Source organism: Nocardioides sp. YIM 152315, from assembly GCF_029210375.1.
Classification (GTDB): domain Bacteria; phylum Actinomycetota; class Actinomycetes; order Propionibacteriales; family Nocardioidaceae; genus Nocardioides.
Map to the genome: position 1 here is coordinate 87,395 of NZ_JARGER010000023.1, position 26,452 is coordinate 113,846.

General features: G+C 70.5%; 36 protein-coding genes and 1 tRNA gene. 30 read left to right on the forward strand and 7 right to left on the reverse strand.

What is annotated here, in order from left to right; translation table 11 throughout:
* The first annotated feature begins 6 nt into the window (after window positions 1–6).
* The 14 genes from PZ894_RS07435 (at window position 7) to PZ894_RS07500 (ending at window position 8,556) form a co-directional block, all read left to right on the forward strand.
* On the forward strand, window positions 7–1,500 hold the full coding sequence (locus tag PZ894_RS07435) for a phage portal protein (RefSeq protein ID WP_275743859.1): 1,494 nt from the start codon (window positions 7–9) through the stop codon (window positions 1,498–1,500).
* Window positions 1,469–2,392, forward strand: coding sequence for a hypothetical protein (locus PZ894_RS07440; RefSeq protein ID WP_275743860.1), 924 nt, complete (start codon window positions 1,469–1,471; stop codon window positions 2,390–2,392). Before PZ894_RS07435 ends, PZ894_RS07440 begins: the two co-directional genes overlap by 32 nt.
* 38 nt (window positions 2,393–2,430) lie before the next feature.
* Window positions 2,431–3,138 carry a hypothetical protein gene (locus PZ894_RS07445; protein WP_275743861.1) on the forward strand — a complete coding sequence of 236 codons (708 nt, stop codon included), beginning with the start codon at window positions 2,431–2,433 and terminating at the stop codon, window positions 3,136–3,138.
* 9 nt (window positions 3,139–3,147) lie between these two features.
* Window positions 3,148–4,158, forward strand: a complete 1,011-nt coding sequence (locus tag PZ894_RS07450) for a major capsid protein (protein ID WP_275743862.1) — start codon at window positions 3,148–3,150, stop codon at window positions 4,156–4,158.
* A gap of 11 nt (window positions 4,159–4,169) precedes the next feature.
* A complete protein-coding gene (locus PZ894_RS07455; RefSeq protein ID WP_275743863.1) occupies window positions 4,170–4,352 on the forward strand; it encodes a hypothetical protein in 183 nt (60 codons plus the stop codon).
* Window positions 4,353–4,354: 2 nt separating this feature from the next.
* Entirely contained in the window at window positions 4,355–4,888 is a 534-nt protein-coding gene (locus tag PZ894_RS07460; protein ID WP_275743864.1) for a hypothetical protein, read from the forward strand.
* A 9-nt stretch (window positions 4,889–4,897) separates the two neighbouring features.
* Window positions 4,898–5,461 carry a hypothetical protein gene (locus PZ894_RS07465; RefSeq protein WP_275743865.1) on the forward strand — a complete coding sequence of 188 codons (564 nt, stop codon included), beginning with the start codon at window positions 4,898–4,900 and terminating at the stop codon, window positions 5,459–5,461.
* A 23-nt stretch (window positions 5,462–5,484) separates the two neighbouring features.
* Window positions 5,485–5,865 carry a DUF6093 family protein gene (locus tag PZ894_RS07470; RefSeq protein ID WP_275743936.1) on the forward strand — a complete coding sequence of 127 codons (381 nt, stop codon included), beginning with the start codon at window positions 5,485–5,487 and terminating at the stop codon, window positions 5,863–5,865.
* A 115-nt stretch (window positions 5,866–5,980) separates the two neighbouring features.
* Window positions 5,981–6,358 (forward strand): hypothetical protein, encoded by a 378-nt coding sequence (locus PZ894_RS07475; RefSeq protein WP_275743866.1) that lies wholly within the window; start codon window positions 5,981–5,983, stop codon window positions 6,356–6,358.
* Window positions 6,355–6,747 carry a hypothetical protein gene (locus tag PZ894_RS07480; protein WP_275743867.1) on the forward strand — a complete coding sequence of 131 codons (393 nt, stop codon included), beginning with the start codon at window positions 6,355–6,357 and terminating at the stop codon, window positions 6,745–6,747. Before PZ894_RS07475 ends, PZ894_RS07480 begins: the two co-directional genes overlap by 4 nt.
* A gap of 16 nt (window positions 6,748–6,763) precedes the next feature.
* Window positions 6,764–6,925 (forward strand): hypothetical protein, encoded by a 162-nt coding sequence (locus PZ894_RS07485; RefSeq protein WP_275743868.1) that lies wholly within the window; start codon window positions 6,764–6,766, stop codon window positions 6,923–6,925.
* Between the two features lies 1 nt (window position 6,926).
* Window positions 6,927–7,469: a hypothetical protein gene (locus PZ894_RS07490; protein WP_275743869.1), complete on the forward strand. Its 543-nt coding sequence runs from the start codon at window positions 6,927–6,929 to the stop codon at window positions 7,467–7,469.
* A 71-nt stretch (window positions 7,470–7,540) separates the two neighbouring features.
* Window positions 7,541–8,218: a hypothetical protein gene (locus tag PZ894_RS07495; protein WP_275743870.1), complete on the forward strand. Its 678-nt coding sequence runs from the start codon at window positions 7,541–7,543 to the stop codon at window positions 8,216–8,218.
* Between the two features lie 41 nt (window positions 8,219–8,259).
* Window positions 8,260–8,556 (forward strand): hypothetical protein, encoded by a 297-nt coding sequence (locus PZ894_RS07500; protein WP_275743871.1) that lies wholly within the window; start codon window positions 8,260–8,262, stop codon window positions 8,554–8,556.
* 3 nt (window positions 8,557–8,559) lie between these two features.
* Here the strand turns inward: PZ894_RS07500 and PZ894_RS07505 are convergent, their stop codons facing one another.
* The gene (locus PZ894_RS07505) at window positions 8,560–8,883 is read right to left on the reverse strand and encodes a hypothetical protein (protein WP_275743872.1); all 324 of its coding nucleotides are present in this window, start codon (window positions 8,881–8,883) and stop codon (window positions 8,560–8,562) included.
* A gap of 33 nt (window positions 8,884–8,916) precedes the next feature.
* On the opposite strand from PZ894_RS07505, the gene PZ894_RS07510 reads away from it, so the two are divergent.
* From PZ894_RS07510 to PZ894_RS07585, 16 genes are all read left to right on the forward strand, one after another.
* Window positions 8,917–12,399 (forward strand): hypothetical protein, encoded by a 3,483-nt coding sequence (locus tag PZ894_RS07510; protein WP_275743873.1) that lies wholly within the window; start codon window positions 8,917–8,919, stop codon window positions 12,397–12,399.
* A complete protein-coding gene (locus tag PZ894_RS07515; RefSeq protein WP_275743874.1) occupies window positions 12,396–14,207 on the forward strand; it encodes a hypothetical protein in 1,812 nt (603 codons plus the stop codon). Before PZ894_RS07510 ends, PZ894_RS07515 begins: the two co-directional genes overlap by 4 nt.
* Before the next feature lie 13 nt (window positions 14,208–14,220).
* The gene (locus tag PZ894_RS07520; RefSeq protein WP_275743875.1) at window positions 14,221–15,252 is read left to right on the forward strand and encodes a hypothetical protein; all 1,032 of its coding nucleotides are present in this window, start codon (window positions 14,221–14,223) and stop codon (window positions 15,250–15,252) included.
* Entirely contained in the window at window positions 15,249–15,599 is a 351-nt protein-coding gene (locus tag PZ894_RS07525) for a hypothetical protein (protein WP_275743876.1), read from the forward strand. The genes PZ894_RS07520 and PZ894_RS07525 overlap by 4 nt, the downstream gene beginning before the upstream one ends.
* Before the next feature lie 13 nt (window positions 15,600–15,612).
* Window positions 15,613–15,870 (forward strand): hypothetical protein, encoded by a 258-nt coding sequence (locus PZ894_RS07530; RefSeq protein ID WP_275743877.1) that lies wholly within the window; start codon window positions 15,613–15,615, stop codon window positions 15,868–15,870.
* On the forward strand, window positions 15,867–16,049 hold the full coding sequence (locus PZ894_RS07535) for a hypothetical protein (protein WP_275743878.1): 183 nt from the start codon (window positions 15,867–15,869) through the stop codon (window positions 16,047–16,049). The genes PZ894_RS07530 and PZ894_RS07535 overlap by 4 nt, the downstream gene beginning before the upstream one ends.
* Window positions 16,046–16,342 carry a hypothetical protein gene (locus PZ894_RS07540; protein WP_275743879.1) on the forward strand — a complete coding sequence of 99 codons (297 nt, stop codon included), beginning with the start codon at window positions 16,046–16,048 and terminating at the stop codon, window positions 16,340–16,342. The genes PZ894_RS07535 and PZ894_RS07540 overlap by 4 nt, the downstream gene beginning before the upstream one ends.
* 3 nt (window positions 16,343–16,345) lie before the next feature.
* Window positions 16,346–16,507, forward strand: a complete 162-nt coding sequence (locus PZ894_RS07545) for a hypothetical protein (RefSeq protein ID WP_275743880.1) — start codon at window positions 16,346–16,348, stop codon at window positions 16,505–16,507.
* 161 nt (window positions 16,508–16,668) lie between these two features.
* Entirely contained in the window at window positions 16,669–17,229 is a 561-nt protein-coding gene (locus PZ894_RS07550; protein WP_275743881.1) for a hypothetical protein, read from the forward strand.
* 1 nt (window position 17,230) lies between these two features.
* Window positions 17,231–17,980: a hypothetical protein gene (locus PZ894_RS07555; RefSeq protein ID WP_275743882.1), complete on the forward strand. Its 750-nt coding sequence runs from the start codon at window positions 17,231–17,233 to the stop codon at window positions 17,978–17,980.
* A complete protein-coding gene (locus PZ894_RS07560; protein ID WP_275743883.1) occupies window positions 17,977–18,327 on the forward strand; it encodes a hypothetical protein in 351 nt (116 codons plus the stop codon). The genes PZ894_RS07555 and PZ894_RS07560 overlap by 4 nt, the downstream gene beginning before the upstream one ends.
* A 4-nt stretch (window positions 18,328–18,331) precedes the next feature.
* Window positions 18,332–18,481 (forward strand): hypothetical protein, encoded by a 150-nt coding sequence (locus tag PZ894_RS07565; RefSeq protein WP_275743884.1) that lies wholly within the window; start codon window positions 18,332–18,334, stop codon window positions 18,479–18,481.
* 26 nt (window positions 18,482–18,507) lie between these two features.
* Window positions 18,508–18,840, forward strand: a complete 333-nt coding sequence (locus tag PZ894_RS07570; protein ID WP_275743885.1) for a hypothetical protein — start codon at window positions 18,508–18,510, stop codon at window positions 18,838–18,840.
* On the forward strand, window positions 18,840–19,886 hold the full coding sequence (locus PZ894_RS07575; RefSeq protein WP_275743886.1) for a right-handed parallel beta-helix repeat-containing protein: 1,047 nt from the start codon (window positions 18,840–18,842) through the stop codon (window positions 19,884–19,886). Before PZ894_RS07570 ends, PZ894_RS07575 begins: the two co-directional genes overlap by 1 nt.
* Window positions 19,887–19,917: 31 nt before the next feature.
* Window positions 19,918–21,447, forward strand: coding sequence for a hypothetical protein (locus PZ894_RS07580; protein ID WP_275743887.1), 1,530 nt, complete (start codon window positions 19,918–19,920; stop codon window positions 21,445–21,447).
* Window positions 21,444–21,743 (forward strand): hypothetical protein, encoded by a 300-nt coding sequence (locus tag PZ894_RS07585; protein ID WP_275743888.1) that lies wholly within the window; start codon window positions 21,444–21,446, stop codon window positions 21,741–21,743. Before PZ894_RS07580 ends, PZ894_RS07585 begins: the two co-directional genes overlap by 4 nt.
* A 380-nt stretch (window positions 21,744–22,123) precedes the next feature.
* On the opposite strand, the gene PZ894_RS07590 is transcribed toward PZ894_RS07585, so the two are convergent.
* The 6 genes from PZ894_RS07590 to PZ894_RS07615 form a co-directional block, all read right to left on the reverse strand.
* Window positions 22,124–22,501, reverse strand: coding sequence for a hypothetical protein (locus tag PZ894_RS07590; protein ID WP_275743889.1), 378 nt, complete (start codon window positions 22,499–22,501; stop codon window positions 22,124–22,126).
* A gap of 65 nt (window positions 22,502–22,566) precedes the next feature.
* A tRNA-Leu gene (locus tag PZ894_RS07595) sits at window positions 22,567–22,643 on the reverse strand.
* 14 nt (window positions 22,644–22,657) lie between these two features.
* Window positions 22,658–23,926 carry an ATP-binding protein gene (locus tag PZ894_RS07600; protein WP_275743890.1) on the reverse strand — a complete coding sequence of 423 codons (1,269 nt, stop codon included), beginning with the start codon at window positions 23,924–23,926 and terminating at the stop codon, window positions 22,658–22,660.
* Between the two features lie 49 nt (window positions 23,927–23,975).
* Window positions 23,976–24,806 carry a uracil-DNA glycosylase gene (locus tag PZ894_RS07605; RefSeq protein ID WP_275743891.1) on the reverse strand — a complete coding sequence of 277 codons (831 nt, stop codon included), beginning with the start codon at window positions 24,804–24,806 and terminating at the stop codon, window positions 23,976–23,978.
* Window positions 24,807–24,944: 138 nt separating this feature from the next.
* On the reverse strand, window positions 24,945–25,853 hold the full coding sequence (locus PZ894_RS07610; RefSeq protein WP_275743892.1) for a Ppx/GppA phosphatase family protein: 909 nt from the start codon (window positions 25,851–25,853) through the stop codon (window positions 24,945–24,947).
* Complete coding sequence (locus PZ894_RS07615; RefSeq protein WP_275743893.1) at window positions 25,844–26,323, reverse strand: DUF501 domain-containing protein; 480 nt, start codon at window positions 26,321–26,323, stop codon at window positions 25,844–25,846. Before PZ894_RS07615 ends, PZ894_RS07610 begins: the two co-directional genes overlap by 10 nt.
* Window positions 26,324–26,452 lie beyond the last annotated feature (129 nt).

Here is a 26,452-nt window from a genome sequence, read left to right on the forward strand (position 1 = left end):
GGGCACGTGGCGACACGCGAGCAGGCCCTCTCGTGGGTGAGCAAGCTCTACGACGTACTGGCCGCGCGCCGCCCCGAGATCAAGAAGTCGTTCAAGTACCTCCAGGGCGAGCAGCCGCTTGTGTACGCGACTGAGCAGTGGAAGCAGTTCCACGCCGACCGCTACAAGGGGTTCGCCGACAACTGGTGTGGGGTCGTCGGCCGTGCGCCGGTCGACCGCCTCCGCATCGACGGCTTCCGCATCGGCGACGACGACGTGACGGCCGCGGAGCGCACGCTGTGGGACGACTGGAAGCGCAACGAGCTGCCGAACCAGTCGAAGCAGGGCTTCCTGTCCTCCACGGTCGCGAAGCGGTCGGCGACGCTCGTGTGGGGCAACGACAACGACGAGCCGGTCGTGTCATGGGAGCACCCGTCGCAGGTGGTCGTCGCGTACTCGCAGGACGGCCGCCGCAGTCGGCTCGCCGCCCTCAAGGCGTGGGTCGAGGACGACACCGAGTACGCCACCCTGTACCTACCCGACGAGATCTGGAAGTTCCAGCGTCGCACGTTCGGCATCGACCAGCGCGAGGGCCGCACCGACTCCGGCATCTACGTCCCAACCTCGCTCGGCGTGTCCGGGTGGCAGCCGCGTGAGGTGGCCTCGGAGGTCTGGCCGCTGCCGAACCCGCTCGGCGAGGTCCCGGTGGTCGAGTGGCTGAACCAGCCCCTCTTGGGCGGCGACCCGATCTCCGACATCGCGGGCACGATGGCGATGCAGGACGCGATCAACATGCTGTGGGCGTACCTGTTCACCGCCGCCGACCATGCCTCGATGGCCGCGCGCGTGGTGCTGGGCGCGGAGCCGCCGAAGATCCCGATCCTCGACGAGAACGGCCAGATCATCGGCTCTCAGCCCGCGAGGCTCGAGGATCTCGCACAGGGTCGCCTCCTGTTCCTCCCCGGTGCCAAGGACGCGAACGCGCGGATCGACCAGTGGGACGCGGCGAAGCTCGACGTGTTCGGTGTCGAGATCGGGCGTGCGATCGCCCACGTGGCCGCGCAGACCTCGACGCCGCCGCACTACATGTTGACGAACGAGAAGTTCGCCAACCTGAACGCCGACGCCCTGACCGCCGCCGAGGTGCCGCTGGGCCAGAAGACGGCGAACGCGGCGGAGTTCTACGACCCGTCCGCGAAGGACACGCTGCGACTGATGGCGAAGGTCCGTGGTGAGGACGGTCTCGCAGAGTCGCTGCGACTGGCGGAGATCCAGTGGAAGGACCCGTTCGTCCACTCGCTCTCTCAGGTCGCCGACGCCGCGACGAAGGACCGGGCGGTGGGCATGTCGCTGCGGACGGTGCTCGAGCGCCGCTACGGCATGACGAAGACCGAGATCGACCGCGAGTTCGAGCGGATCCGCGAGGAGCAGGCCGACCCGTTCTCGATCCTCGACCCGGTGACGCAGGCCGCGATCAAGGGCGCCGCCGGTGGCGACACCGAGCCTGTCGCAGGCGCGTAGCCACTACGACCGCCAGCGGAAGATCGTCGGAGCCGCCGTACTCGCGGTCCGGTCCCTGTTCCGCCGCCGGCGCCCGATGGCTGAGGTCGTCAACACGGTCGCGGCGTACCAATTCGCGTCGGCTACGGCGGCGGTCCGGTCGGTCGCAGCGATGGCCGAGGACCGGGCGCCGCTGACCAACCCGCGCGCGTTCATGGGCGTCTCGTCGCTGGGCTTCCCGATCTCGGAGCCGATCGTCGCGGCCATCGACCAGATCGTGCCCGCGCCGGTCGAGCCACTGCCGGATACGTGGTGGGAAGACGCGGCGGCGTTCGTGGCCGAGGTCGAGCAGTTGATCGCCTCCGAGGTCGCCGACGCCTACCGCACCGCCTCACAGGTGGAGTTCGTGGTCCGGCCGACCTGGCAGAACTACGTGCGGATGCTGAACCCGCCGTCGTGCCCACGGTGCGCGATCCTTGCGGGCCGCATCTACCGCGACCTCGAAGCGTTCCGCCGTCATCCCGGCTGTGACTGCGTGATGATCCCCGTGCAGGACTGGGAGTCGGCGCACGACGCGGGGTATGTGTCCTCGTTCCAGCAGGCGTTCGAGCGTGGCGACGTCCGCGGTCTCTCGAAGGCCGATGCGCAGGCGATCACGGACGGTGCCGACCCCGCGCGGGTGGTCAACGCGACCCGAGGCACGTCAACCCCGGGAATCACCACCGCCTACCGCACCGAGGTCTTCGGCCGGCGCGTGAAGGCCACGCACGACGCGGCGACGAAGCGGTCGGCGTGGCGCAAGGCCAACCCGACCCGCCTCGTGCGGTTGCGCCCCGAGTCGATCTACGAGTTCGCCGAGGACCACGACGACGCGATCCGGCTGCTGCGGCTGTACGGCTACCTGACTTCCTGACGCGCAAGGCGTCGGGCCAACTCTCGCAAGGAGAGACGATGAAGCGCACCACCCTCACACCCGAACAGGCTGCGTGGCTCGACGAGACGATCGCCCGGAACCACGCGCTGTTCGGCGGCTGGTCCATGGACGCCAGCGACAGCGGCTCGGACGACGATGGCGACGACTCCGACAAGGACGACGACGCCGATGGCGACGACTCCGACGACGACGGCAAGGACGACGACGCCGGGACCGACTGGAAGGCGAAGTTCGAGGCGGAGCAGCGGCACAAGCGGAACCTCGAACGGAAGACCCGCAAGGACGCCGCCACCATCGCTCGCCTGACTGGGAAGAAGCCCGAGGCTGGCGGCAAGGCTGGCGGCAAGGCTGGCGACAGCGATGACGACGGCACGCCCGACATCGACCAGATCAAGGCTGACGCGAAGGCTGAGGCCGAACGCGAGGCGCTCGAAGGGCGCGTCGAGGACAAGATCGAGGCGAAGGCTGCGGCGTTCGCCGACCCCGAGGACGCGGTGGCCGTGCTACTGCGGTCCCGTGACATCGAAGACTTCATCGACGACGGCAAGGTCGACGTCGATTCCATCGTCGACGCTCTCAAGGAGCTCGGCGAGAAGAAGCCCCACCTGCTCGCGCAAGGCGGCAAGAGGTTCCAGGGCGACGCGGACGGCGGCACTCGCAAGGAGAAGCCGGTCCGCGCCAAGTCTCTGGGAGAGGCCATCTCCCGCCACTACGAGAAGAGCTAGGAGGCTCTCATGCCCATCACTCTGGCAGACGCCCAGAAGAACACCCAGGACGACGTCGACTTCAACGTCATCGACATGTACCGCCGGTACAGCTACCTGCTCGACCGGCTCACGTTCGACGACTGCGTCAATCCCGGCACCGGTGGGGCGACCCTCACCTACGGCTACACGCAGCTCGTGAACACCCGCAAGGCCACGTTCCGGTCGATCAACTCCGAGTACACCGCCAGCCAGGCGAGCCGCACCCGGAAGACCGTCGACCTCGTGCCCCTCGGTGGCGCGTTCGAGGTCGACCGCGTGATCGCCGACCTCGGCTCGGCGCGGACCAACGAGGTCAACTTCCAGATGGACGAGCTGCTCAAGGGCTCCGTCAACGGCTTCATCGACCAGCTCGTGAACGGCGACACCGCCGTGACCACGAACGGGTTCGACGGCCTCGACGCGATGCTCGCGGGCACCACTTCCGAGGTCGTCCCGACGGGCGCCGGCTACTTCGACATCACCGTCGGCACGGTCGACACCCAGGCGAAGGCCATCAACGCGGTGACCACGCTCGAGGAGTTCATCGCGAAGGTCGTCGGCGGCGCGGACGTGATCGTCGGCAACCAGAGCGGCCTGATCGCACTCGCCCGGATCGGTCGCCTCGCCGGCTACCTCAGCGAGTCCGAGGACGCCTTCGGTCGCCCGCTGACCCGGTTCGCGGGCATCCCGCTCGTGGACGCCGGGACCACGGTCGCCGAGGGTGACGACACGGAGACCTCGGTGATCCCGACCGAGTCCCGCGACACCGACGGCACCGGCACGGGCGGCTCGATCACCAACCTCACCGATCTCTACGCGGTGAAGTTCGGCCTCGACGCCTTCCACGCGGTGTCCAAGACCGGCCCGCTGGTCAAGACCTGGCTGCCCGACTTCTCCACCGCCGGCGCGGTGAAGAAGGGCGAGGTCGAGATGGTCGCTGCCCCGGTGCTCAAGCGCACCACGGGCGCCGCCGTGCTCCGCAACATCAAGATCAAGTGAGGGAACCTCTGATGGCGAAGATCACTGCCCCGGACGCCGACTACATCGGCAAGCGCGCGGGCGTCGCGTTCATCGACGGCGTCGGCGAGACCGACGACGTCAACGCGATCGCCTACTTCAAGCGCCACGGCTACAAGGTCGAGGTCGAAGAGTCGGCCCGATCGAAGGGCAGTGCCCGCGCCAGCAAGTCCTGATCGTGAAGATCGTCCGCACGTGGCCCCGCGAGGTTCCGGCCAACCGGGGCCACGTGGTGGACGGTCTACCCCGGTACGTCATGGGCGACTACGACTACCGGGCGTTCTTCGAGGACGTCGCCGATGACGTGCTCATCGTCGAGTGGGACATGGCGGTTGGTGCCGAGCATCTGGCTGACATGCGCGACCTGATCGCGTCCGAGCCGGATGCCGTGCACGCGGCGCCGTACCGGATCTACCTCGTGAAGCGCGACCTCGGCCCTCACTGGGTGATGCGGCGGCTCAACGCCGAGGACCCCGAGGATGTCCGGAACGCGCCGTGGGTGACCGAGCAGGACGCCCACTGTCACCTGTTCGGGTTCGGCGTGACGTACATCCCGCGCGAGGTCTGGCGCGCCTATGCCGCAGCCGAGCCGCATGAGATGGCGAACGACACGCGGTTCTCGAAGTGGCACCACGACAACGTGCGCGCCGAGGTCCCGATCCCGTGGCACATCCGGCCGGTGCATCTGCACTACCCGCCCGTCAGCTTCTAGGAGGTCGCGATGGCGCTCGATCCGCTGGCTTCCGTCGCCGATCTCCCCGATGCGTGGGTCGACTCGGCCGACGCGGACCGTGCTCTCGCGGTGGCGTCGTCGGCGATCCGTGATGCGGCGGGCTGCGCGATCGGTGAGACGACCGGCACCGTCACGGTCCCGGCCCCGTCGGGTCGGCTGCTGGCCCTCCCCGGTCCGGTGCGCGACGTGACGGCCGTGACCATCGACGGGACTGCCGTGACCGACTACCGCAACGTAGGCAACGGCCTGTGGCGGCGCTGCGGCTGGGCCTGCGAGCCTGTCGACGTCACCGTGACCGCGACGTTCGGCCTCGGCGCCGTGCCCGACGACATCGCCGAGATGTGCGTCGACCTCGCGATCGCGTGGTTGCAGCACCGCGAGACGGGCGGCGGGTCGACCGCCGGCCTCAAGTCGGTCCGGATCGACGACGCCGCCGAGTCCTACACCGACGAGGCTGCCGGTCAGGTGTCGCCGCTGTTCATCCCCGAGGTGACCCGCAACTGGCTTCGCGCCCGCTTCTCCGGCGGCGTGGCGGTCGTGGAGACGTCGTGAGGGCGGTCGCGCGGCTGGGTGCGATGCGTGCCCGCGCCGAGGCCCTGATGCTCGACACCTTCACCGCCTACGCCTACACCTGGACGAAGGTCGGCAACCTCGACAAGCAGGTCTGGTTGGCGCAGTACACGACGCCGGGCAAGGTCGCTGGCCGGTCGCGTCAGGGTGACACGAACACGCGCACGGAGACGGTCGGCGGTGTCGAGCGTCCGGTGGTCGAGGGCGGTCTGCACATCCCGTTGTCTGCGCCGGTCCCGGCGGTGGGCTGGGAGTTCGCTTGCACGGCGGTGGGCGCGTCGTCGGATCCGTCGCTGCTGGGTCGTCGATGGCGCGTCGTGGACGTGCCCGCGAAGTCGTTTGCGACTGCGCGACGACTGGACGTGGTGGAGGTGCCAGCGCCGTGATCATCGACCACGCCCCAGCACCCGGCCCGGACTACTGGAATTGGCGCTGCCTCGTCTGCTCGCAGCCTGTCGCGCAACACGCAGGTCTCATTCGACGGTTGATCTGGAGGCTGCGATGCGCGTCAGGGTGACCCACGGCATCGGTGACCTCGCCAACGACCTCGCCCAGATCCCGGTCTCGTTCGCCACTCGCGCGCCGCAGGTCGTGGAGTGGAACGCCCAGCGCGGCAACACCATCGCGCGGCGGTTCGCTCGCGAGAAGGCCGGTCCGCACGGCAAGGACTGGTACAAGAGGCTCACGTCGGAGATGACCGGCCCGTTGACCGCCGAGTACGGGCCCGAGGGCATCCCGAAGACGGACTTCGTGGGCGTCGGGTTCCGCAGCGGCACCAACCTCGACCTGCCGAACTCCGCGGACATCGTCGGCCCCGACTTCGCCGACGACACCGGCGACATGGCCGAGGGCCTGTTCCGGAGCGCGGGCTTCCGATGACATTCCCATCGCTCCAGGAGCACTTCGATGCCGTCGAGGCACTGCTGACCGCCGCGAACGCTGTCCCGACCGACCTCGACCAGGCGCCGACCACCGACTGCAACCAGTTCACGGTCGCGGACCGGTTCGGCGGTGTGCGGCGCATGACGGGCCAGATCGGCACACGGTCGGTGCGGGTCGTCGTCAAGGCTCTCGGGCAGACGGCCGACAACGCGCGCGAGATGCAGCGGCTCCACGACGCGGCGCTGCGTGGCGTGCGGGTCACGGTCGGTGCCTACAGGTCGACGCCGATCCAGTTCGAGTCCGGTGACGCCGTGGCACCCGACGGCGACCTGTTGACGACCGGGGCGTGGTTCTCGGCTTCGTCTACGTACACGTTCACTGTCTGACGCTCTAGGAGGAGCCATGAACCCCTACCTCGCCCGCGCTCTCAAGGAGCAGCAGGAGAGCCGCGCGGCCAGCAAGAAGGCCGCCCCGAAGACGCACGCGAGCAACCCGCCCGCGGCGAAGAAGGCCGCCGAGTCGGCCGAGCAGTCCGACAACAACCAGCCTTCGAAGGAGCAGTGAGATGCCTCTCGCCAACCCGCCGACCGCCAAGAGCCTCGGCCAGAAGTCGGTCGTGATCCTCACGACCGCGCCCGCCGCCACGACCGGCATCCCGGTCCTCACCGAGGTCAACGCAGGCGTCTTCGGATCGCTGCACTTCTACGGCGACTTCAACGTCACCCCGAACCAGAACACGGGCGAGGGTCCGCGGAAGCTCGGCAGCATCTTCTCGCCGACCCAGCTCGGTCAGGTGACCTACCCGGCCGTGGACGCGCAGTACTCCTACATGCCGCAGCTCGTCGCGACCACGGGCTCGGACGGCAACGAGGTCTACGAGGCGCTGGTGCCGGGCTCGACGGTGACCGTCGTGGTCCTCGACGGCGTGGATGGCGACATCAGCGCCGTCGTGGCCGACGACGTCGCCGACATCTACCTCATGGAGTGCGGCGTGCGTCGCAAGGGTCAGACGGGTGACGGCGAGTTCGACGAGAAGTCGGTCACGCAGTCGCTGATCGTCAAGGGCGGCGAGCCGATCGCCGAGGACCACGAGATCGCTGCGGCCTGATCCCCACACGCCCCGCCGCCGGTTGCCGTGGCTGGCGGCGGGGTCTCCACGGCACCACGGCAGGAGTAGTCATGGCGAAGAGCGTTGCCGACCTGCGCGCCGAGAAGTCGGCCGGTCGTCCGCGCCGGCCGCTCAAGATCATCGTCGGCGAGGGCCGCAAGTACGAGATCGAGCTGGACCGGTTGACCGCCGAGCACGACAAGCGCCTGGCGGTCGCTGCGGCCACCCCTCGCAAGACGGGCTCGGACGGTGTTCCGGAGCGCGTGACGGAGATCCGCGCCCGGATGGCCGAGCTCCTCCAGATCATCGGCGAGTACGAGGGCGAGGTCATCGTCGAGGCGACCCGCGATGACGGCGACTGGGCACAGTGGCGCATTGCCCACCCCGCCCGTCCGCAGGGTGAGCCCGGGTTCCGCGAGGACGCCTTCATCGTCGGCGGCTGGTGCAACTCCGACGACCTGATCGCGGACGTCGCTCGGTACGTCGTCTCCTGGGAGAGCGAGCCGCTCGGCGAGGGCGACTTCGACGCGCTGAACGTCCCGCGCCCGGTCAAGAAGGACATCGCGAAGATCGTCATCGACCTGTACGAGAACGGTGATGACCTGGGAAAATCGCTGAGCGACTTGTCCGCCTTCCTCGAGAGCGTGCAGTCCTCGAGCTCGCCGAGCGAGTCGGAGTCAGCGAGAAGCGAGTCCTCGGATGGGAACCCGCCGAGCGACACGAGCACTTCGACGCCGACGGGAATCTGACCGGCTGGACGGTCGTCACCCGCGAGACCGAGTGGGATGACGTGCAGCGGCGACGAATGCTGGCACTGGCCCGGTACCGCGCCGACGTCTGCTCCGGCTGCGGGTTCCACTCGTCGATCGCCGACGAGGACCCGCTGTTCAAGATCGAGGACCGTCGCTGCCCGATCTGTGCGGACACGGCTCCGGCGATGCGGGCGCGGAACAAGGCCGAGGGCGACGCGGCTGCGAAGGCCGCACCCGAGGCTCACCTGCCGAGCGACGGACGCACGTCGTACCTGCGGCTGCTGACGCCGGCGGAGGTCATGGCACATGAGGCGAACCGCAAGCCACGCAAGTAGCACTCAGGCGTCGCCCAGTGGCTCCACGTCCGAGAGGGACTTCCGCTGGCGGACCGGCGTGGATCGGGTGGGCGTAGGGGTCTCCCGGCTTCCGACCATCGCGAGGCCGTAGCGGACGCCGTAGGCGATCACGGCGACGAGAACGAGGGTCTGACCGACTGCGGCTGTTCCCAGCCCGCACGCGGACAGGACCCAACTCCCTCGATCGCCCGAGAGGTCGACATGGGGCCATGTGGCGGTCGCGATAGCGAGTCCGACCAGCAGCAGCCCGAGGCCACTCCAGAGCATCGCGGACACGGCTCCGCGCGCCTCTTCCTTCGCTGACATGAATCGACTGTAGACCCGAGAGGCGGTGGCGTGGTGGCCGATCGTCGCGAAAGGGTCATCCTCGAGCTCGAGGACTCCGGCTTCACGTCCGGGATGGCGAAGGACGCGGCGATCACCCGACTCCTCGCGAAGGAGCTGGACCACCTCTCCGGCACGTCCGTCAAGACGGCGCGCAACACGGACCGAGTCAGTGACTCGGTGGACCGTCAGGCGACCGTCTTCACGCGCGCCGACAAGTCGATCGACCGCTACTCGGGCCGCCTCCGCCTCATCACCGAGGCGGCGACCGTCCTCGGACCGGCGCTGATCCCCCTCGGTGGTGCGTCCATCACGGCGCTGGCAGGGCTGACCTCCGGCCTGCTCGCTGCTGGCGGCGCGCTCGGTGCGACCCTACTGGCGGTCAACGGCGTCGGCGACGCGCTCGAAGCACTCAACGACTTCCAGCTCGAGCCCACGACCGACAACCTCAAGGCGCTGCGCGAGGAGCTCGACAAGCTCGGGCCGTCCGGTGAGCACTTCGTTCGCTACCTCGACCGCATCGAGCCGGAGCTCAAGGCGTTGCAGAACACCGCCCGCGCGGGTGTGCTGCCCGGCTTCGAGGAGGGCATCGACGCGCTCCTGACGGAGGGTCCACAGGTCCAGCGGATCATCGCGAACATCTCCCGCGAGGTCGGCGACCTCGCCGCATCGGGTGGCGAGGCGCTGGCCGGCCCCCGGTTCAGCGAGTTCCTCGACTACTTGGAGACCGACGCCGCCCCGACCCTGCGCGCCTTCTCTGTCGCGACCGGGAACGTGGTCGAGGGACTGGCGAACCTGGTCGTGGCATTCGACCCGCTGTCGACGTCGTTCTCCAACGGCCTCGTCGACCTGACGGAGCGGTTCGCGGAGTGGTCGCGCGCGGTCGACGAGACGCAGGGATTCCAGGACTTCGTTGCCTATCTCCGCGAGGCGGGTCCGGAGGCACTGGACTTCCTCGGTTCGCTGAGCATGGCGCTGGTCGGCATCGTCCAGGCGGCGGCTCCGTTCGGGCAGGCGCTGCTGCCGATCCTGTCCGACTTCCTCGACATCATCGCGGCGATCTCCGCCTCGCCCATCGGCCCGCCGCTGTTCACCGCCGCCGCGGGCTTCCTCGCGCTGAACCGGGCCGTGTCGGTCCTCGGTCCCGGCCTGTCTTCGCTCAATCAGGCGTTCCTCGATCTGCGCACGTCTCCGAACCGCGCGGCGACCGCGATGCAGCGATTCAGCGGCGTCGCCCGCACGCTGGGCGGCGCGGCGGGCATGGGCCTGTTCCTCACGTCGCTGCACGAGACGAACGACGGGCTGCGGCAGTTCGAGGCGATCGCGGGCGGTGCGCTGACCGGCCTCGCGGTCGGTGGCCCATGGGGCGCTGCGATTGGTGGCGCGATCGGTCTCGTCACGACGTTCGGCGACGCGAACCGGGACTCGGCGGGGTACGTGGCTGCGCTGACCGCTTCGCTGAACGAGCAGACGGGTGCGCTGACCGCGAGCAGTGAGGCGGCGGCGGCGAAGTACCTCGAAGACGAGGGCCTCCTCAAGACCGCCGAGGGACTGGGGCTCAACCTCAACGTCGTCACTCAGGCAGCGCTGGGCAACAAGGACGCGCTCAACGAGGTCAACTCCGAGTTGGAGCGGTTCGCGAACGTCGACACCCCCAGCGGTGTCGACGTCGAGATGTTCAAGCAGCGCAAGGAGGGCGCCGAGCTCTCCAAGACGCTCAAGGATCTCGCCACCGACACGGACTCGACGGTCGCGGCTCAGCGTCGCGTGGCGGCGGCGTCGAACCGGACGGGCGTCGCGTTCGAGCAGCAGCAGCTCAAGATGCGCGCGGCCCGCGGGTCGGCACGCGAGACCGCGAAGGGCTTCATCTCCCTCGGCGACTCCCTCGATGACGCGAAGGTCTCGCTGGGCGACTGGCTCAAGCAGCTCGAGGATCAGGCTGCGGCGCTGGAGGCGTTCGGGCAGAACGCGGCGCGCGCGGCGAAGCGTGGTCTCGACCAGGGCCTCATCAAGTCGCTCAAGGAGGCGGGTCCGGCTGGCGCGCTGCGGATGAAGCAGCTCGCGAACGCCACCGACACCGAGCTCGCCCGCGCGAACCGTGCGTGGCGTGCGGGGCGGCAGGCGATCCGCGACTACATCAACCTGACGGTGCCGAAGAAGAAGGCCGAGGTCGACAACGCTCAGGCGCTCGCTGCGATCCGCCGCATCAAGGCGGAGCTCGACTCCATCCCGCGTTCGATCCGCACCGACTACTACGTCAACCAGATCAACACCGCCAACCGGCCGAACGCGCTGCCCGGTAACCCCGACGGTGCCGGTGCCGACGGAGCCACGGTCCCGAAGACGGGTCTGCCCTACGCCGACCGCCACCTTTACCTCCTCGCGGACGGTGAGGAGGTCATCTCCAACCGGTACGGGCAGGCGGACCGGCACCGCTCGCTGCTCAAGGCGATCAACGCGGGCCGAATGGCTGACGGCGGCACTGCGGGCATCGCACCCCAGGGCACCCTCGACGACCGCCTCGCAGTCGCCTCCGCGTTGCAGACGATCCGTGACCTCGCGAAGCAACTCCGTGCGACGGTCAAGGAGGGCAAGCACAAGGGTGATCCGAAGGTGCGCGGCATGGAGCGCGCGTACCTCGAGCTGCAGCTCAAGGCCGCGCACGTCGAGCTCCGGAACGCGCAGAACCGTGAGAAGCGGGAGCGCAAGGAGGCCGAGCGCACCGCCCGTCAGGAGGCGCGCGAGGCAAAGCAGGCGATCGGCGAGGCGAAGGCTGGTCTGTCGCTGACCGACGGCCTGCCGATCGAGCTGTCGGCCGGCGCGCAGGCGGCGGGGTCGGTGCGGGAGTCGCTGGCGGCGTTCCGTGACCAGATCCGTGACGCGGGCGGGAGCGTCGGGAAGAACTTCGACGACCTCGCGCTCAAGTCGTCGCTGCTGACGTACCGGTACACCGAGAACGCCGAGAAGATCTCGGACCTGACCTCGCAGATCGACTCCATCCGTGAGGGTGCGGCGGGGTCGTTCATGAGCGACGCCTTCGGTGGCAGCCTCGCCGCGTTCGACCGGACCATCGGCAGGGACACCGCCAACTACGGCACCGCCACCGCAGCGTTGCAGGCTGCGGCAGCGAACGGTCTCGACGGTCCGCTCGCGACGGCGCTGGCGCAGTCGGGGAACCTCGCGCTGATCCAGTCGTTCGGTGGTCTCGACGCGGCGGGGATCGAGTCGCGCGAGTTGGCGTTCGCTGGCCGTGCCTCGGCTGCGGACCAGTTCGGCGACGTCGCGGTGCAGGTGTCCGGGCTGGCCGAGCAGGTGTCGGCGCTGGTGGCGCAGAACCAGACGTTGGCGGCGGAGTTGAGCCGCTTCCAGACGGTGATCCTCGACGGCGCGGTGGCTGCGGGTGAGGCGGCCGGTCGTGGTCTCGGCGAGGAGCTGAACTCGACGGCGAAGAGCGCGGCACGTGGCAAGCCGAAGCGACCCGGGGGGTTCCACCGATGACGTTCGTGACGACCCCGGTCCACGGCCTGTCGCTGGGTGTGCCCGGTGGTACGCCGTTGGTGTTCGTCGAGGACGGCGTGACGGTGGTGCACACGGATGCGCTGTCGGGTGAGACCTACGAGTTCGACGTGCTGGCCCCGGATACGCAGTGGGGCAACCCGGTGCCGGTGGTCGAGGTGCTGACGTCGATGCTGACCAACGGCGCGCGGGTGCGTCATCTGCGCGACGACAACCGGCTGCCGTCGGTGGCTTTGACAGTGCGTGCGTCGGGTCCGAACGGGCTGTCGGCGGCGGAGAAGGCGCTGCAACTGGTGTCGGGTCGTCCCGCGGAGCTGATCTGGCAGCCGCCGATCCCGAACGCGGCGCCGACGGTGTTCGAGGTCGTGTGGTCGCAGTTCGACCACCGGATGGACGACTTCCGGGAGCGGTGGGTCGAGCGGTCGTACTTGGTGTCGTTGCAGGCGCTTCCGCATGGCCGATCAGTGTCGAAGATCATCACGCCCGCGGTGGTGGGCGCGGCGCCGACGGTGGTGGACAACGGGTCCTCGGCGACCAACTGGGCCGTCGAGATCCCGGCGACGGGCGCGCTGTCGGTCTCCTCCGGCGCGGTGACGAACACCTACGACCCGGACATCGATGTCGGGTCGGGGCTCGGCGGTGCGAACCTGCGCCGCACCGCCGACATCGACGTGTCGGACACGCCCTACCTCTCCAACGACTGGGCCACGTCGAAGGCACCCAATCCGCCGCTGATGGGCGTCACGGTCGATGGAGAGGGCGCGCTGCTTCCCGAGGTCCGTCGCGAACCGGGGACCACGGCTGGATTCACGCGGTCGTGGTATCAGGTGCCGGCCGCCTCGTCGACCGTCAGCAGCTTCTCGTTCTTCGTGACCCACGTCCGCTCGACCGGCAGTGCGACGTTGCAGATCGACAAGGTGCAGAAGGCGGCGACCCTCCCGTCATCGGGCACCACTCGCCAGAAGGTCGCGACCATCTTCCCCGGCGGCTCGGTCCCCGCGCACGGCACCGTGCTCGTGCAGCACGACACCGACGGCCTCGGGCACACCATCGTGTTCTCCCACCCCATCGAGGGCGGCTACACGCCCCCGCTGCGGCAGTGGCTCGCGTCCTCCGACACCGTGACGACCGACACGACTCTGGTCTCCGGGGCCTACAACATCATGTCGCCGGTCACGCTGTTCGAGGTCCCCGTCTCGGCGATCCCGTTCGGCGACACCCAACTGTGGGCGCGGATGAAGCGTTCCACGGCGGCGGTCGTGAACATCGCGTGGGCGGCGTCCTCGACGTTCCCCGGCCATGAGGGCTTCCTCGGCAACGCGCACTCCGGCATCACCACGGTCACGTTCCCCGCCAACCAGTGGATCCTCGTGCCGCTGGGCCGGTTCACGGCGCCGCCCACGAAGACGGGCGTCGGTGGCATCCTCCGCATCGGCCTCGGCGGCGACTCGACTGCGGTGGTCGACGAGGCGTGGCTGTTCGCGATGGAGCGCGGGACCCTGACGGTGGTCGACAACTTCACCGGCACCGCGGGCCTCGGTGGGTCGGCGAACCGTCTCCGTGTCGCCGCGCCGTCGCTGGAGGAGCCCTACGGCAGCCTCGACTGCGGCTACTCCGCCGACTGGTCCGACTCCCACACGCCCGCCTCCGGGAACGTGCTGTGCGACCAGGTCAGCCACGAGTTCGACCCAGAGGGCACGATGATCTTCACCGTCACGTCGGGGGTGACCGACGCGGCCGTGTCGCTGGAGCACTATCCGCGCTGGCATACCCACGCTGGGAACATCTGATGAGGAACGTCTGATGTTCCACCCGAAGGTCGACGGGCTCTGGCTGCGCGCCATCGGAGGATTCTCCCCGGTCACCGTCACCCACACGTGGCCCCACGGCTTCGACTCCGCCACCTGGGAGATGGACCCGCGATTCCACCACCCGTCGCTGCGCGCGAACGCTCCGGTGACGATCTACGACGGCGGTGTCCCCATCGGCTTCGGGCGATTGCAGGAGCCCGGCGAGAACGGCGAGATGGTCGTCAACGGGCTGTGGCAGCAGACGCGACACTCCCCCTGTCTGACCGCGGCCGGCGGGTTCACCACCACCCCAAACTCCGCCATCGACGGCGCCATCAGCCGAGGCGACGTCACCTTCACCCGGCCGGCGTCGATCTCCAGCACCGGATGGATCACCACCGCCAACGGAGAACTCACCCTCGAACAGTTGCTCGACGGGTACACCGCCGAGGCCGGGATGCGGTGGGGGGTCGACAACTACGGCCGCGTCGAGGTCAAGGCCGACCCGACCGCCCCGATGTGGCACGTCCCGCATGCGGTCGCCGGTCGTGGACTCCAGCCCGCCGAGGACGAGTTCTACACCCACATCACCGGCCGGTTCATCACCTCCTACGGCACCTCGGGCCCGGTGTACGACGTGCGAACCGTGGGATCCGACGACGCCGCCGACTACTTCGGTCGCCGCGGCGTGCAGGTCGAGCTCGAAGACCTCGGCGTCATCACCGCCGCGAAGGCCATCTCCATCATCACCGGCATCTTTCTGCGCTCCGGCGCGCGGATGGGCTGGTCGGAGGGGCTCGACCTGACCTACGGGCAGATCGTCACCCCCGGCGGTGTCCCAGCGCCACTGAACCAGGTGCAGGCCGGGCAGATGGTCCGTCTCGCGGGCGTGGTGGACGGGTCGCGGGCGTACACGCTCGGCATGTCGCAGGACGTCGTGCTCGGCCGCAGCACCTACACGGACGGGTCGGACCGGATCAGCCTGTCGATCGTCGACCAGGCGCCGCGGAACCTCGCCGACGTGTTGAAGGTGGCGGTCGAGTGACGACCCCGGCGACGGTTCCCGACGACGCATGGCCCGCTGGTGACCGCACGTCGTGGGCCGATGACGAGGCGCGGCTGGTGTGGGACTTCACCGCCGAACCGTGGGAGTCGCGGCCGTACACCGACGACGAGAACGCCGCCGCCGACGCCCGGGCTGCTGAGGCGGCGGTCGTGGCGGACCGGGCGGCGCTGGTCGAGCAGGCGCGGGATGCGGTCGCCGGCAACCGCGTCTTCCTCGACCTCGATGCGCCTACCGCCGCACAGACGCTCGCGCAGGTGAGGGCGCTGACGAGGCAGATGACCGCGCTGGTCCGGCTCACGGTCGGCGATCTGTGCGGGGACGACTGATGGAGGGGACGCGATGATCGAGGGTCTGCCGATCGTCGGCGTCGGTCAGTCCACGCTGCTGGCGTTCGTGGTGCTGCTCGTGCTCACCGACCGCCTCGTCTGGCACAAGCGCCTCGACGCGCTCCAGCAGCAGCTCGACAAGAAGGACGAGCGGATCGCGGCGCTCATCGAACAGAACGGCGTACTGCTCAACTCCGCCGTCCCGACCGTGAACGCCGTCCTCAGTGCGTTGCACGAGGCCGCCGAGACCGCACCCCGGGACCCGTCGTGAAGTGGCCGTGGGGACACAGCAGGGAGGACGCGGAGAACGTGGAGCGCGCCGAGCGGGAGTTGCAGGAGACGCGCTCCAGGTGGCCGCTCGTGCATCGTGCGGTCGCCGTCATGGACTACCACCGCGAGCGGAACCACTTCCGCGAGAACATCGAGAGCATCTATCGGGGGGCACGATGAGCGCCAACGCCTGGGCCGTGCTGCTGGTCACCATCGCGGCGATTCCCGCGACGCTGTTCCCGATCTGCTACGGCATCACCGCCCAGTGGTGGCGCTCGTTCGTCGGCTGGGGGCTGATGGTGTCCTCGGTCGCGCTGGCGGCGCTACTGGACCTGAGCCTGATGGGCTACCGGTGGCCGGGGTTCGTGCCGACGTGGCTGGCGCTGACGGTGCTCGCGTTGATCGCCGTGGGTGCGTGGCTGATGTTCCTCGGTTGGCTCGTGACCCGGCTCCGTCCACCTCGGCGCTCCTGAGCCATGGCCGACGAGCGTCCCGCCGAGCACACCGGGACGCTCAGCCGCCTGATGCCCTGTGACCGCTGCCAGCACGACGAGCACGTGATGCGCTGCGACGCCGAGGTCATCCCGGGCGTGCTGTGCCGGTGCCGTGACGTCCCGGTGCCGGGGCTCTACCCCTGATCCAGCCGTAACCAAGTGACCACATCGGGACGACCGTCCCGGCTTGGAGCGGCTGTCCTGCGTCGCGCTCCGGGAGCGGGCCGGTCTCCAACACCGGCCCAGCGAGGTTCGACCCCTCGGCGGCGTGCCAACCCCCTTCCCGCCTGCCCAAAGGAGCCCCCATGTTCGACCGCGAAGAGGCCGCCCGCCGAGCCGAGGCCGCCACCTCCAACGTCCCGAACACCTGCCAGAAGTGGACACGCGAAATCTTCGGTGTCGCGTCAGTTGGTGACCTCGACGGCGACGGCGCGGCGGACGCCGAGGACGGGTGGAAGTCCGAGCCCATCCGGCACCGTCACTTCGACCGCAACCCTCCGCGCGGCGTCCCGGTGTCCTACCTCGGCGGCTCCGCTGACAACGGCCACCGCGCCGTGTCCCTGGGCAACGGAATGATCCGGTCCACCGACGCGGGCGGGCGGGGCCGTGTCGCCACGGTGCCGCTCGATTGGCCCGAGCGTGCGTGGGGGCTCACCTACGCGGGCTGGTCCGAGACGTGCGACGGCGTGCTGGTCCCGCTGCCCCCGAAGCCGGAGCGCAAGCCGGAGCCGAAGCGGCGACCGCGGCGCATCGGGAACATGATCCGCGTGGGCCGCAAGGCGTTCGCCAACGCGAAGGGCCACCCGGTCCGGCGCGGCAAGATCCGGACCGCGCTCAAGTCGCTGCTCTCGATCAAGAAGCGCTGACGTGCCCAAGCGCCGCGCGACGGTCCGCCTCGCCCACCTCTCCGGCCGCTACAACCGACCCGCGTGGCTGCTGCGGCGCCAACTCCGTGATGCGGCGGTGTCGGCCGACATCATCACCGTCACCGAGGTCGACCGACCCAAGCGCGGCAAGGCACTCCGCGACGTCCCCGGCTTCCTCGCGCTGCGGCACGGCGGCGGTGGCGACTGGGGCGAGTCGGCGGTCCTGTTCCGCGACGGCGTCTGGCGGGTCCGGCGCGTGGGCTACTACCTGCTGGCCCGCGACCTCGACGGGATGCGCAAGGGCCAGGTCGCGGTCCTCGCGCTCCTCGAGCACGTCTCGACCGGCCGGACCCTCCTGGTCTCGGTGACGCACACCCCGTCAGGCGTCGAGGCAGCATGGTCGTCCGCGCGCGCCCGTCAGTACCGCGACACCTCGCAGACGTGGCGGCGACTGGTGCGCGAGTGGCGACGCGACCATCGCCCTGACGCCGAGCTGCTCGTCGCCGACTGGAACCTCGACGCGCACAAGCCGTGGGTCCGCGAGCACACGCACGCCGCATGGCCCGGGATGAAGCAGGTCAGCCCGCCCCCGATCGGCGGCACCCACGGGAAGCGCCTCATCGACTGGCCGCTGACCCGACGTGTCCGTGGCGTCAAGGTCCGCATCCTCGCCAAGACGGCCGCCTCCGACCACCGCCCGATCGGCATCACCGGCACCATCCGACCCCGCAAGCGCAAGGAGCACCGATGAACCCGCTGACCATGCTGCCCAAGAAGGTCCGCACCGCGATCTACGCCGGATACGCCACCCTGGGCGTCGCGTTCGGCGCCACTCAGGTCGGCTTCGCCACGGCTCACGTCGACCAGCCCGCGTGGCTCCTCGTCGCGTTCGGCGTCTTCGGCTACCTCGGCACCGCCCTCGGCCTCGTCGCCGCCGCCAACACCGCCGACCCGGCCCCGGTCCTCACGGACATGCCCGACATGCAGAAGCTCACCAAGCAGGTCGAGGAGCTGAACCGGACCAACGCTGGCATCGCAGAGCAGGTCACCAAGCAGCTCAACGCCACCGCCCGCGCCGCGGCCCGATCGAAGCACTAGCGCCATGGCTGCCCTGCGCTTCGACGAGGGCCTCCTCGGGTGGCTCCTCACCGCTGCCGCCGCCGCGACCGGCGTTGGCCTCTGCGCACTCGGCGCCTACCTCGGCAGCCACCTCGCACGCATCGGCGACGACCACCTCGCCGACTTCGACTGACCCGACACCAGCAAGGGAGCACCACCATGGCCCTCACCAACGCCGCCCTCAACGCCGCAGTCGAGGGCATCACCACCCAGGTCACCCACATCGCGCTCACCGACGGCGGCACCGAGCTGACCGGCGGCTCCTACGCCCGCCAGGCCGTCACCTGGGGCACCGCCACCGCAGGCGCCCAGAACATCGCCGCCGACGAGACCTTCGAGGTCCCCGCAGGCGCGACCGTCGACGGCTGGGTCGGCTACGACGCGCTCACCGGCGGCACGTCCTACGGCGGTGCCGCGCTCACGGCGGAGACCTACGCGGGCGCCGGCCAGTACGTGCTCGAAGCCGCTTCGACCAACTACGACGTGAACTGATGAAGACCCCGGCAACCGTCGTCGCTGGCCTCTCCGTCCTCGCCGCGACCGCCGTCGGCGGCCTGTTCGTCGCTGCCGTGGCTGGAGACGACGAACCGCAGCAGACCGCCACGTGCACGAAGCACCCGAAGGTCCAGGACGTCGAGGCCGGGCAGCGGATCACGGTCGTGTGCACGGTCCCGAGGCCACCCGCCGAGACGGTCACCGTCACGCCCGAGCCGAGCACCGAGTCGACGCCCAGCGAGGAGCCGAGTCCGACGCCCAGCGAGGAGCCGACCAGCACCCCGCCGCCCACCGAGGAGCCGACCGAGGTGCCCGGCGACTGCGTGAAGCCCGGCCCGTCCAACACGGGCGCGACGGGCACGCTCGCGGCGTACTCCGGGCCGAACCCGATCACCAAGGCGGGCACCGTCGTCAAGGGCGTCCGGGTCAACGGCACGCTCGTGGTCCGCGCCGACAACGTGACCATCCGCAACGTCGCAGCGACCGGCGGCGTCTTCGTGCAGCGCGCGAAGAACACGACGATCAGCCACCTGACCGGCCCCGGGGTCGCGACGTCGTCCGGCGCCGGCATGACGGTCGAGTACAGCGACCTCGGCGGCGTCGACGACGGCGACTCGCTCACGATCACCAGCGACTCCGGCACCTACATCACGGGCGCGACCATCCGAGGGAACTGGATCCACGACCCGCGACCGTCCGGCGGTGCGCACTACGACGGGCTGCAGGTCCGGGGCGCGTCGAACGTGGTCGTGGACTGCAACCACTTCGACCTCGGCTCCTACGTGTCGCAGCTCAACGCGGCGGTGTACTTCGAGGACGCCAACGGCGGCTACTCGGGCGTCTCGGTCACGCGGAACTGGCTGACCGGCGGCGCGTGGTCGACGATGTGGGGCCACGCCAACGACGGCAACACGGTCCTGTCCGGCAACCGGTTCGACGGCGACATCCACTGGGGCACCTGCTACCACCAGGAGCCCAACTCCCGCCCGCCCACGCAGGACGGGAACCTCCTCGGCGGGAAGCCCTTCACGCCCTGCCCCTAGACCTGACCGAACCGCACCCGAGGGGGCTGTCGTGACCGACCCGTCGATCCGCGACTTCCAGTCCTTCGACACCCTCACCGGAGCCCTGTCGGTCACCCTCACCGGCTGTCAGGTCGGCGACTGGCTGGTCGTCTTCGTCTCCGAGGACTACGAGCCCGACAACATCTCCGCGCCCGCCGCGGTGACCGGGGTCGGGACGTGGACCGAGGGCACGAAGACGCCGAACTTCACCTCGACCGGCTGCGGCGTCCGGACCTTCTGGGCGCAGGTGACCGCGGCCGGCGACAAGACGATCACCGCGACCACCACGAACGGCGACTTCGGCAACCTCGCCGCCTACTGCGCCAAGGACTGCTCCGGGGTCACCGCGCAAGTCGTCAACGCCTCCGCGACCTACTCCCAGTCCCTAGTGTCCGGGTCCATCCCCGCCGCCGACACCAACGGCGGCCTCGCCGTGAGCGAGTGGGCCTACTTCGACAACGCACCCGAGGGCACCGCCGGCGTCACGATGCCCGCCGGGTGGACCGAGGACGCCGACCACGGCAACGGCGGCTACGGCGCCATGGCCTACGCCCACAGGCCGGTCGCGGCTGGTGTCGCGCTCGGCACCCAGACCGCGACCGCGCCCAACTCCTCGGGTGCGAGGGTGTCGGTCTCCACCGTGCTGCTCGCCGGCACCAGCGGCGGCGGCGAGGAGTCCCACTCGGGCGGCTCCACGGTCACCGCGACCGCGACCGCATCCGGCGACGGGCGCAAGCAGAGCAGCGGTGGCGGCGACGTCACCGCCGTGGCGTCGGCGAGCGGTGGCGGCTCCAAGGTCGTCGGCGGTGGCTCGGTCGTCCCGGCAGCGGCTACGGCGACCGGCGGTGGACGCGCACTCCACGGCGACGGGTCCACGGTCACCGCCACAGCCACCGCAGCGGGCGCCGGCCATCCGGTCCACATCGGCGGGTCGGCGGTCACGGGCACCGCGAGCTCGACCGGCGCGGGTCACAAGCGCGCATCGGGCGGCAGTGCCGCGGCGGCCACCGTCACGACGAGCGGCGGAGGGCACGCGGTCACCCAGGGCCGCGGAGGCTCGACGGCGACCGCGACTGCAGGAGCATCGGGCGGCGGCCGGAAGGTCATCACCGCCGGAGCACCCGCCCTCGCTGTCTCCGACGTCACCGGCTCCGGAGTCAAGGTCGGGCACGGTGGCTCTCCTGCCACGGCGACCGCCACGGCGACCGGTGCCGGTCACGCCGTCATCCCCGGGCGAGGCGGCTCCACAGCCCACGCCACTGCGACAGCGACCGGGGCAGGCTACGCGGTCCGGTTCGGCGGTGGCTCCATCACCGTCGTCGCCAGTGGCACCGGAGACGGCACGACCCTCCGGCGCGGTGGGTCGACCGCTGCGGCCACAGCGACCGCAACCGGAGGCGGCGGCAACCCCGAGCACCAGCGCGACCTCACCGTGACCGCCGCCCTCGAGCCCCCGCGCCTCGCAGCGACACTCGCCGGAGCACGTCACGCCGTCACGCTCAACCCGCCCCGACTCACCGCACGACTGGAGACGCCATGATCACCATCCGCGCCACCGCCGGGGAGACCGAGTACCTCACGGCGACGGTCGCCGAGAAGAACGGCGCCGACCTGACCGGTGCCACGTTCACGGTCGGCCTGTCAGCGTCGCGCGAGACGCCGCCCGAGAGCTGGGGAGCACCGGACGACGTGACGATCGACGGCTCCACCGCGACGGTCAAGCTGCTCGTCGACAGCGACACGACCGCCGGCACCTACTGGATGTGGGTCAAGGTCGACGACTCGCCCGAGGTCATCCTGCTCGCCTGCACGAACCAGAAGGTCAGCGTCGTCTGACGCTCGCTCCAACGCGCACCGCCCCCGCCGCCTCATGCCGAGGTGGTGGGGGCGGTTTCGTCATTTCCGGACGCGCCCCAGTGTCCGCCGTACCCGCCGCGTGCGTCGTCGCAGCCACCAGCGCGCCAGCATCCCGCGCAGGCCGGTGTCGTGGCGGTGGGTGTAGCCGATGGGCTGACTCATCGCAGCCACCGCCGAGTGATGCGGTTCAGCCACAGGGCGAGGCGGTGGCGGAGGGTCATCGGTTCACCCCGCACCACGACACGGGGCCGAACTTCGGGGTCAGGAATACGACCACTGCCGGCATTCCGCACGAGCACGGCGGGTCACTGGGCGTGGCCGGCCGCTGGGTCGGGTGCTGCTCGCCCTCGCCCATCTGCTCACTCACAGAAACGCACCGCCCTCCCGTAGTCGCCCGACGTCAGGATCGCGTCGACCGCCGCCTGACCCCGCAGCACGTACTTGACGTCGCCCGAGCCGCCATAGGGAGCAACGACCCACACGCGCGACGGGTAGGGGTGCGTGTGCCCGTCGTTGCCCCAGCACGCGCCGGCCTTCGTCATCGCGGCGAGACGGTCGGCGCCGGGGACGTAGCGGTCGGCGTGGGCATCGGCACTGGCGGGCTGGGGTGCCGGTGCGGTGGCGGTCGCGTGGGCGAGGACGCCACACGTCGCGACGAGCGCCGCGGCGGGAAGGAGCTGAACGAGGTAGGGGGTACGGCGACAGCTGCTGTGGCGGCTTCGGAACGGTCTCTGCACGGTGACTCCGGTGTAGTTCTGTGGCACGATGGCCGACTAGATGGCTACACCGGAGCGGTTCAGACTGGTGCCCCCGCTGGGACTCGAACCCAGACTGCGCCGCTTTTAAGGCGGCTTCCTCTGCCGGTTGGGATACGGGGGCGTCCCCGAGCGGCGTTAGTCTGCCAGCCCGAGCGGCAGCCGCACCGTGAACGTCGTGCCGGAGCCGGGGGTGCTGTCGACGTCGAACGTCCCGTCCATCTGCTCGATGAGCTGACGGCAGATCGCGAGGCCGAGGCCGGTGCCGCCGTAGCGGCGGGTGATCGAGGAGTCGGCCTGACGGAACGGCTCGAAGACCGTGCGCACCTGCTCCGGCGTCATGCCGATGCCGGTGTCGGCGACCTCGAGGTGCAGGTCGAGGCCACGGTCGGCGTCCTTGGCGCGCGCGACCAACCGGACGCTGCCGGCTTCGGTGAACTTCACGGCGTTGTCGAGCAGGTTCGTGACCACCTGCGCGATGCGCACCGGGTCGCCGACCAGGCGGGCCGGGAGCTCGGCGTACGCCGTCTCGAAGGCGAGCCCGCGCTCGGCAGCCGCCCGGCGGCTCGGGGCGAGCGCCTCCTCGAGCAGGGCGGCGACGTCGAAGGGGACCGCCTCGAGCTGGGTGCGGCCGGCCTCGATCCGGGAGAAGTCGAGGATGTCGTCGACGAGCCGCAGCAGCCGCACCCCGGAACGGTGCAGCGTGTCGGTGAGCCGGCGCTGCACGTCGTCGAGCTCGGTGTCGTCGAGCATCTCTGACGCGGCGATCACGCTCGTCAGCGGCGTACGCACCTCGTGGCTCATCGTGGCGAGGAAGAGCGACTTGGCCCGGTTGGCCTCCTCGGCGTCCGCCCGCGCCTGCTCGACCTCCCGCTGCATCCGGTTGCGCCGCGTGATGTCCTCGGCGATGCCGTAGACCCCGACGATCTCGTCGTCGACCACGATCGGCAGCCCGGTGAGGCTCAGGTCGACGCGGTGCCCGTCCTTGTGCCGGATGGTCGCCTCGAGGTGCCGCGGCCGGCGCGCCACGACGTCGTCCCAGCTGCGGCCGACCGCCTCGACCTGGTCGTCCGGCAGCAGGTCGGTGAAGCTCATCCGGCACAGCTCGTCCTCGGTGTAGCCGCTCAGCCGCGCCGAGACCTCGTTGGCGCTGGTGAACCGACCGTCGAGGCTGAGCGAGAAGACCCCGTCCGGGTGGTACTCGAAGAGGGTCCGGTAGCGCTCGGTCGTCTCGGCCAGCGCCCGGTCGACCGCGCGGTGCGTGGAGGCGGCGCGACGCGCCTGGCGGTAGCGCAGCACCGAGTACGTCGTGGCCGCCAGGCATGCCGTCGCGGCGACGGCCATGGCGGTGTCGGCCGTCGACCCCCATTGGCCACGGACCTGGGCAGGGAGGCGGGGGATCCTCACCCCGAGGACATCCTCACGTGCACCCCCGAGAACGACGCGCGCATGGGTGTCAGCGTAGCGATGCCAGGGTGGCGGCACGCCCGAGGACGTCGTCGAGCATCTGCTCGGTGAGTCGGCCGGTGAAGGTGTTCTGCTGGCTCGGGTGGTAGCAGCCGAGCAGCGTCACCTCGCGCGGCCCGTCCGCGTCGCCGGGGCCGACGAGGCGCGCCTCGGCTCCGTGGCCGAACCGCGGGCGTGGCCGCGCCACGCCCCAGCCGAGCCCGGCGTACGAGCGCAGCGCGGCGTCCCACCCGAACCCGCCGAGCGCCACGACGACCCGCACGTGGTCGACGAGCATCCCGAGCTCCGCCTCGATCCACGGGGCGCAGGTGTCGCGCTCGGCGACGGTCGGCTTGTTCTGCGGCGGCGCGCACCGCACGGTCGCGACCATCCGGGTGTCGATCAGCTCCTGGCCGTCGTCGGCGTACGCGCTGGTCGGCAGTCGCGCCAGCCCGACCCGGTGCAGGCTCGCGAAGAGCCAGTCTCCGCTGCGGTCGCCGGTGAAGATCCGTCCGGTGCGGTTGGCGCCGTTCGCGGCCGGCGCGAGTCCGACGATCAGGATGCGGGCGGTCGGCGGTCCCCAGCCCGGCACCGGCCGGCCCCAGTACGTCTCGTGGGCGAACGACGCGCGCTTGACGTCCGCGACCTCCTCGCGCCAGCGGACCAGTCGCGGACAGGCGCGACACACCGAGACCCGCGCGTCGAGCTCCTCGACGCCCTCGATGCCCTCGCGCGCCGCGGCCCGGGCGAGGCGGCGCACCTGCGCCGGTGTACGCGCCACCGGGGTCTCGGCGGTCGCGGGATCCCCGGGCCAACCGGTGCCGGGCGGGACGTGGCTCACCGGGTCAGTGTGCCGTCACCGGTGGACCTTCTCCATGGGCGCCCCGTGCCCGCGGGGCGGTCGGACAAACCCGCAAATGGGAGAGTCCCTGACGTTTTCGGGGTCTCCGGACGCTCGGGACCCCGAAGACGTCAGGGACTATTCCCGTTCGGCCACCGACCAGGCGATCCCGTCGAGGATGTCGGAGTCGGAGACGAGCAGCGAGTCGGCACCCGCGCGGCGCAGCACCCGGTCGAGGATCAGCGCGCCCGCGCCGATCACGTCGGCCCGGCCGGGGTGCATCGACGGGATCGCGCGCCGCTCGGCGGCGGTCATCGCCAGCAGCCGGTCGACGACGCCGTGGACGTCGGCCACCGGGAGCTCGTGCTGGTCGACGGCCGCACGGTCGTACGCCGTGAGGCCGAGCGCCACCGCCGCGAGCTGGGTCACGGTGCCGGCGACGCCGACGACCGTCGCCGCGTCGGCGGGGTCGACCCGGCACGCGTCGAGGTGCTCGTCGACGTCGGCGACGCACGCCGCGATCTCGGCGGCGGTCGGCGGGTCGGAGTGCAGGTGCCGCTCGGTCAGCCGCACGGAGCCGATGTCCATCGACTCCGACGACTCCGGGGCCGTCGCGCCGAGGATCAGCTCGGTCGACCCGCCGCCGATGTCGACCACGAGCACCGGCGTCGCGGGCGGCGTGCGCAGGTTGCGCACCGCTCCGTCGAACGAGAGCGCGGCCTCGACGTCGCCGCTCACCACCTCCGGCTCGACACCGAGCCGCTCGCGGACCCCGGCCACGAAGGCGTCGGCGTTCGACGCGTCCCGGCTGGCCGACGTCGCCACGAACCGCACCAGCGACGGCGGCACGTCGTACGACCGGATCAGCGCGGCGTACTCCTCGATGGCGGCGAACGCCCGCTCCAGTGCCGCGTCGGCGATCCGGCCGGTGCGGTCGAGGTCCTGTCCGAGCCGCACCATCCGCATCTCGCGGACGTCGACGGCGGGGAGGTCGCCGATGAGCAGCTTGACGGTGTTGGTGCCGCAGTCGATCGCTGCTACACGCACGGTCCCGGCTCCCACCACTCGCCGAGCCGGTCGAGCACCTCGTCGCCGAGAGGGTTCACGCCGCGCCCCTGCGCCAGGGCCTGCCCCGCGAGCACATGCAGGCACTTCACCCGATCGGGCATGCCGCCGGCCGAGATGCCCTCGATCTCCTCGACGTCCCCGAGGGTCGCGCGGTAGTCCAGGTAGGTCTCGTGGGCGCGCCGGTACGCCGCCGCGAGGTCCGGGTCCTCACCCAGCCGCTCCTGCATCTCCTTCATCAGCCCCGAGCCCTCGAGCGTGCCGATCCGCGACGCCGCGCGCGGGCAGGTGAGGTAGAACGTGGTCGGGAACGGCGTGCCGTTGGGCAGCCGCGGCTCGGTCGTCACGACGTCGGGGTGGCCGCACGGACAGCGGTGGCCGATCGCGTGGATCGAGCGGGGCTCGCGGCCGAGCTGGGCCTCGACGGCGGACACGTCGGCGGGATCGATCACGGCCCGATCCTCCCACGCACAGCGACCACCGGCGGTCGTGGGAGCCGCACAATGGTGCCACCTTGGTGGTCGAGGAGGTTGCGCCGGCAACCGTCTCCAAGCCACCGCAACCCCGACGCCAACGGTGGT

What these genes read in the sequence shown, in the direction of transcription:
- PZ894_RS07445 (WP_275743861.1), top strand. Translation starts at nt 2,431, where the DNA reads ATGAAGCGCACCACCCTCACACCCGAACAGGCTGCGTGGCTCGACGAG.
- PZ894_RS07450 (WP_275743862.1), top strand. Translation starts at nt 3,148, where the DNA reads ATGCCCATCACTCTGGCAGACGCCCAGAAGAACACCCAGGACGACGTC.
- PZ894_RS07455 (WP_275743863.1), top strand. Translation starts at nt 4,170, where the DNA reads ATGGCGAAGATCACTGCCCCGGACGCCGACTACATCGGCAAGCGCGCG.
- PZ894_RS07465 (WP_275743865.1), top strand. Translation starts at nt 4,898, where the DNA reads ATGGCGCTCGATCCGCTGGCTTCCGTCGCCGATCTCCCCGATGCGTGG.
- PZ894_RS07470 (WP_275743936.1), top strand. Translation starts at nt 5,485, where the DNA reads ATGCGTGCCCGCGCCGAGGCCCTGATGCTCGACACCTTCACCGCCTAC.
- PZ894_RS07475 (WP_275743866.1), top strand. Translation starts at nt 5,981, where the DNA reads ATGCGCGTCAGGGTGACCCACGGCATCGGTGACCTCGCCAACGACCTC.
- PZ894_RS07480 (WP_275743867.1), top strand. Translation starts at nt 6,355, where the DNA reads ATGACATTCCCATCGCTCCAGGAGCACTTCGATGCCGTCGAGGCACTG.
- PZ894_RS07485 (WP_275743868.1), top strand. Translation starts at nt 6,764, where the DNA reads ATGAACCCCTACCTCGCCCGCGCTCTCAAGGAGCAGCAGGAGAGCCGC.
- PZ894_RS07490 (WP_275743869.1), top strand. Translation starts at nt 6,927, where the DNA reads ATGCCTCTCGCCAACCCGCCGACCGCCAAGAGCCTCGGCCAGAAGTCG.
- PZ894_RS07495 (WP_275743870.1), top strand. Translation starts at nt 7,541, where the DNA reads ATGGCGAAGAGCGTTGCCGACCTGCGCGCCGAGAAGTCGGCCGGTCGT.
- PZ894_RS07505 (WP_275743872.1), bottom strand. Translation starts at nt 8,883, where the DNA reads ATGTCAGCGAAGGAAGAGGCGCGCGGAGCCGTGTCCGCGATGCTCTGG.
- PZ894_RS07515 (WP_275743874.1), top strand. Translation starts at nt 12,396, where the DNA reads ATGACGTTCGTGACGACCCCGGTCCACGGCCTGTCGCTGGGTGTGCCC.
- PZ894_RS07520 (WP_275743875.1), top strand. Translation starts at nt 14,221, where the DNA reads ATGTTCCACCCGAAGGTCGACGGGCTCTGGCTGCGCGCCATCGGAGGA.
- PZ894_RS07530 (WP_275743877.1), top strand. Translation starts at nt 15,613, where the DNA reads ATGATCGAGGGTCTGCCGATCGTCGGCGTCGGTCAGTCCACGCTGCTG.
- PZ894_RS07540 (WP_275743879.1), top strand. Translation starts at nt 16,046, where the DNA reads ATGAGCGCCAACGCCTGGGCCGTGCTGCTGGTCACCATCGCGGCGATT.
- PZ894_RS07545 (WP_275743880.1), top strand. Translation starts at nt 16,346, where the DNA reads ATGGCCGACGAGCGTCCCGCCGAGCACACCGGGACGCTCAGCCGCCTG.
- PZ894_RS07550 (WP_275743881.1), top strand. Translation starts at nt 16,669, where the DNA reads ATGTTCGACCGCGAAGAGGCCGCCCGCCGAGCCGAGGCCGCCACCTCC.
- PZ894_RS07560 (WP_275743883.1), top strand. Translation starts at nt 17,977, where the DNA reads ATGAACCCGCTGACCATGCTGCCCAAGAAGGTCCGCACCGCGATCTAC.
- PZ894_RS07565 (WP_275743884.1), top strand. Translation starts at nt 18,332, where the DNA reads ATGGCTGCCCTGCGCTTCGACGAGGGCCTCCTCGGGTGGCTCCTCACC.
- PZ894_RS07570 (WP_275743885.1), top strand. Translation starts at nt 18,508, where the DNA reads ATGGCCCTCACCAACGCCGCCCTCAACGCCGCAGTCGAGGGCATCACC.
- PZ894_RS07575 (WP_275743886.1), top strand. Translation starts at nt 18,840, where the DNA reads ATGAAGACCCCGGCAACCGTCGTCGCTGGCCTCTCCGTCCTCGCCGCG.
- PZ894_RS07585 (WP_275743888.1), top strand. Translation starts at nt 21,444, where the DNA reads ATGATCACCATCCGCGCCACCGCCGGGGAGACCGAGTACCTCACGGCG.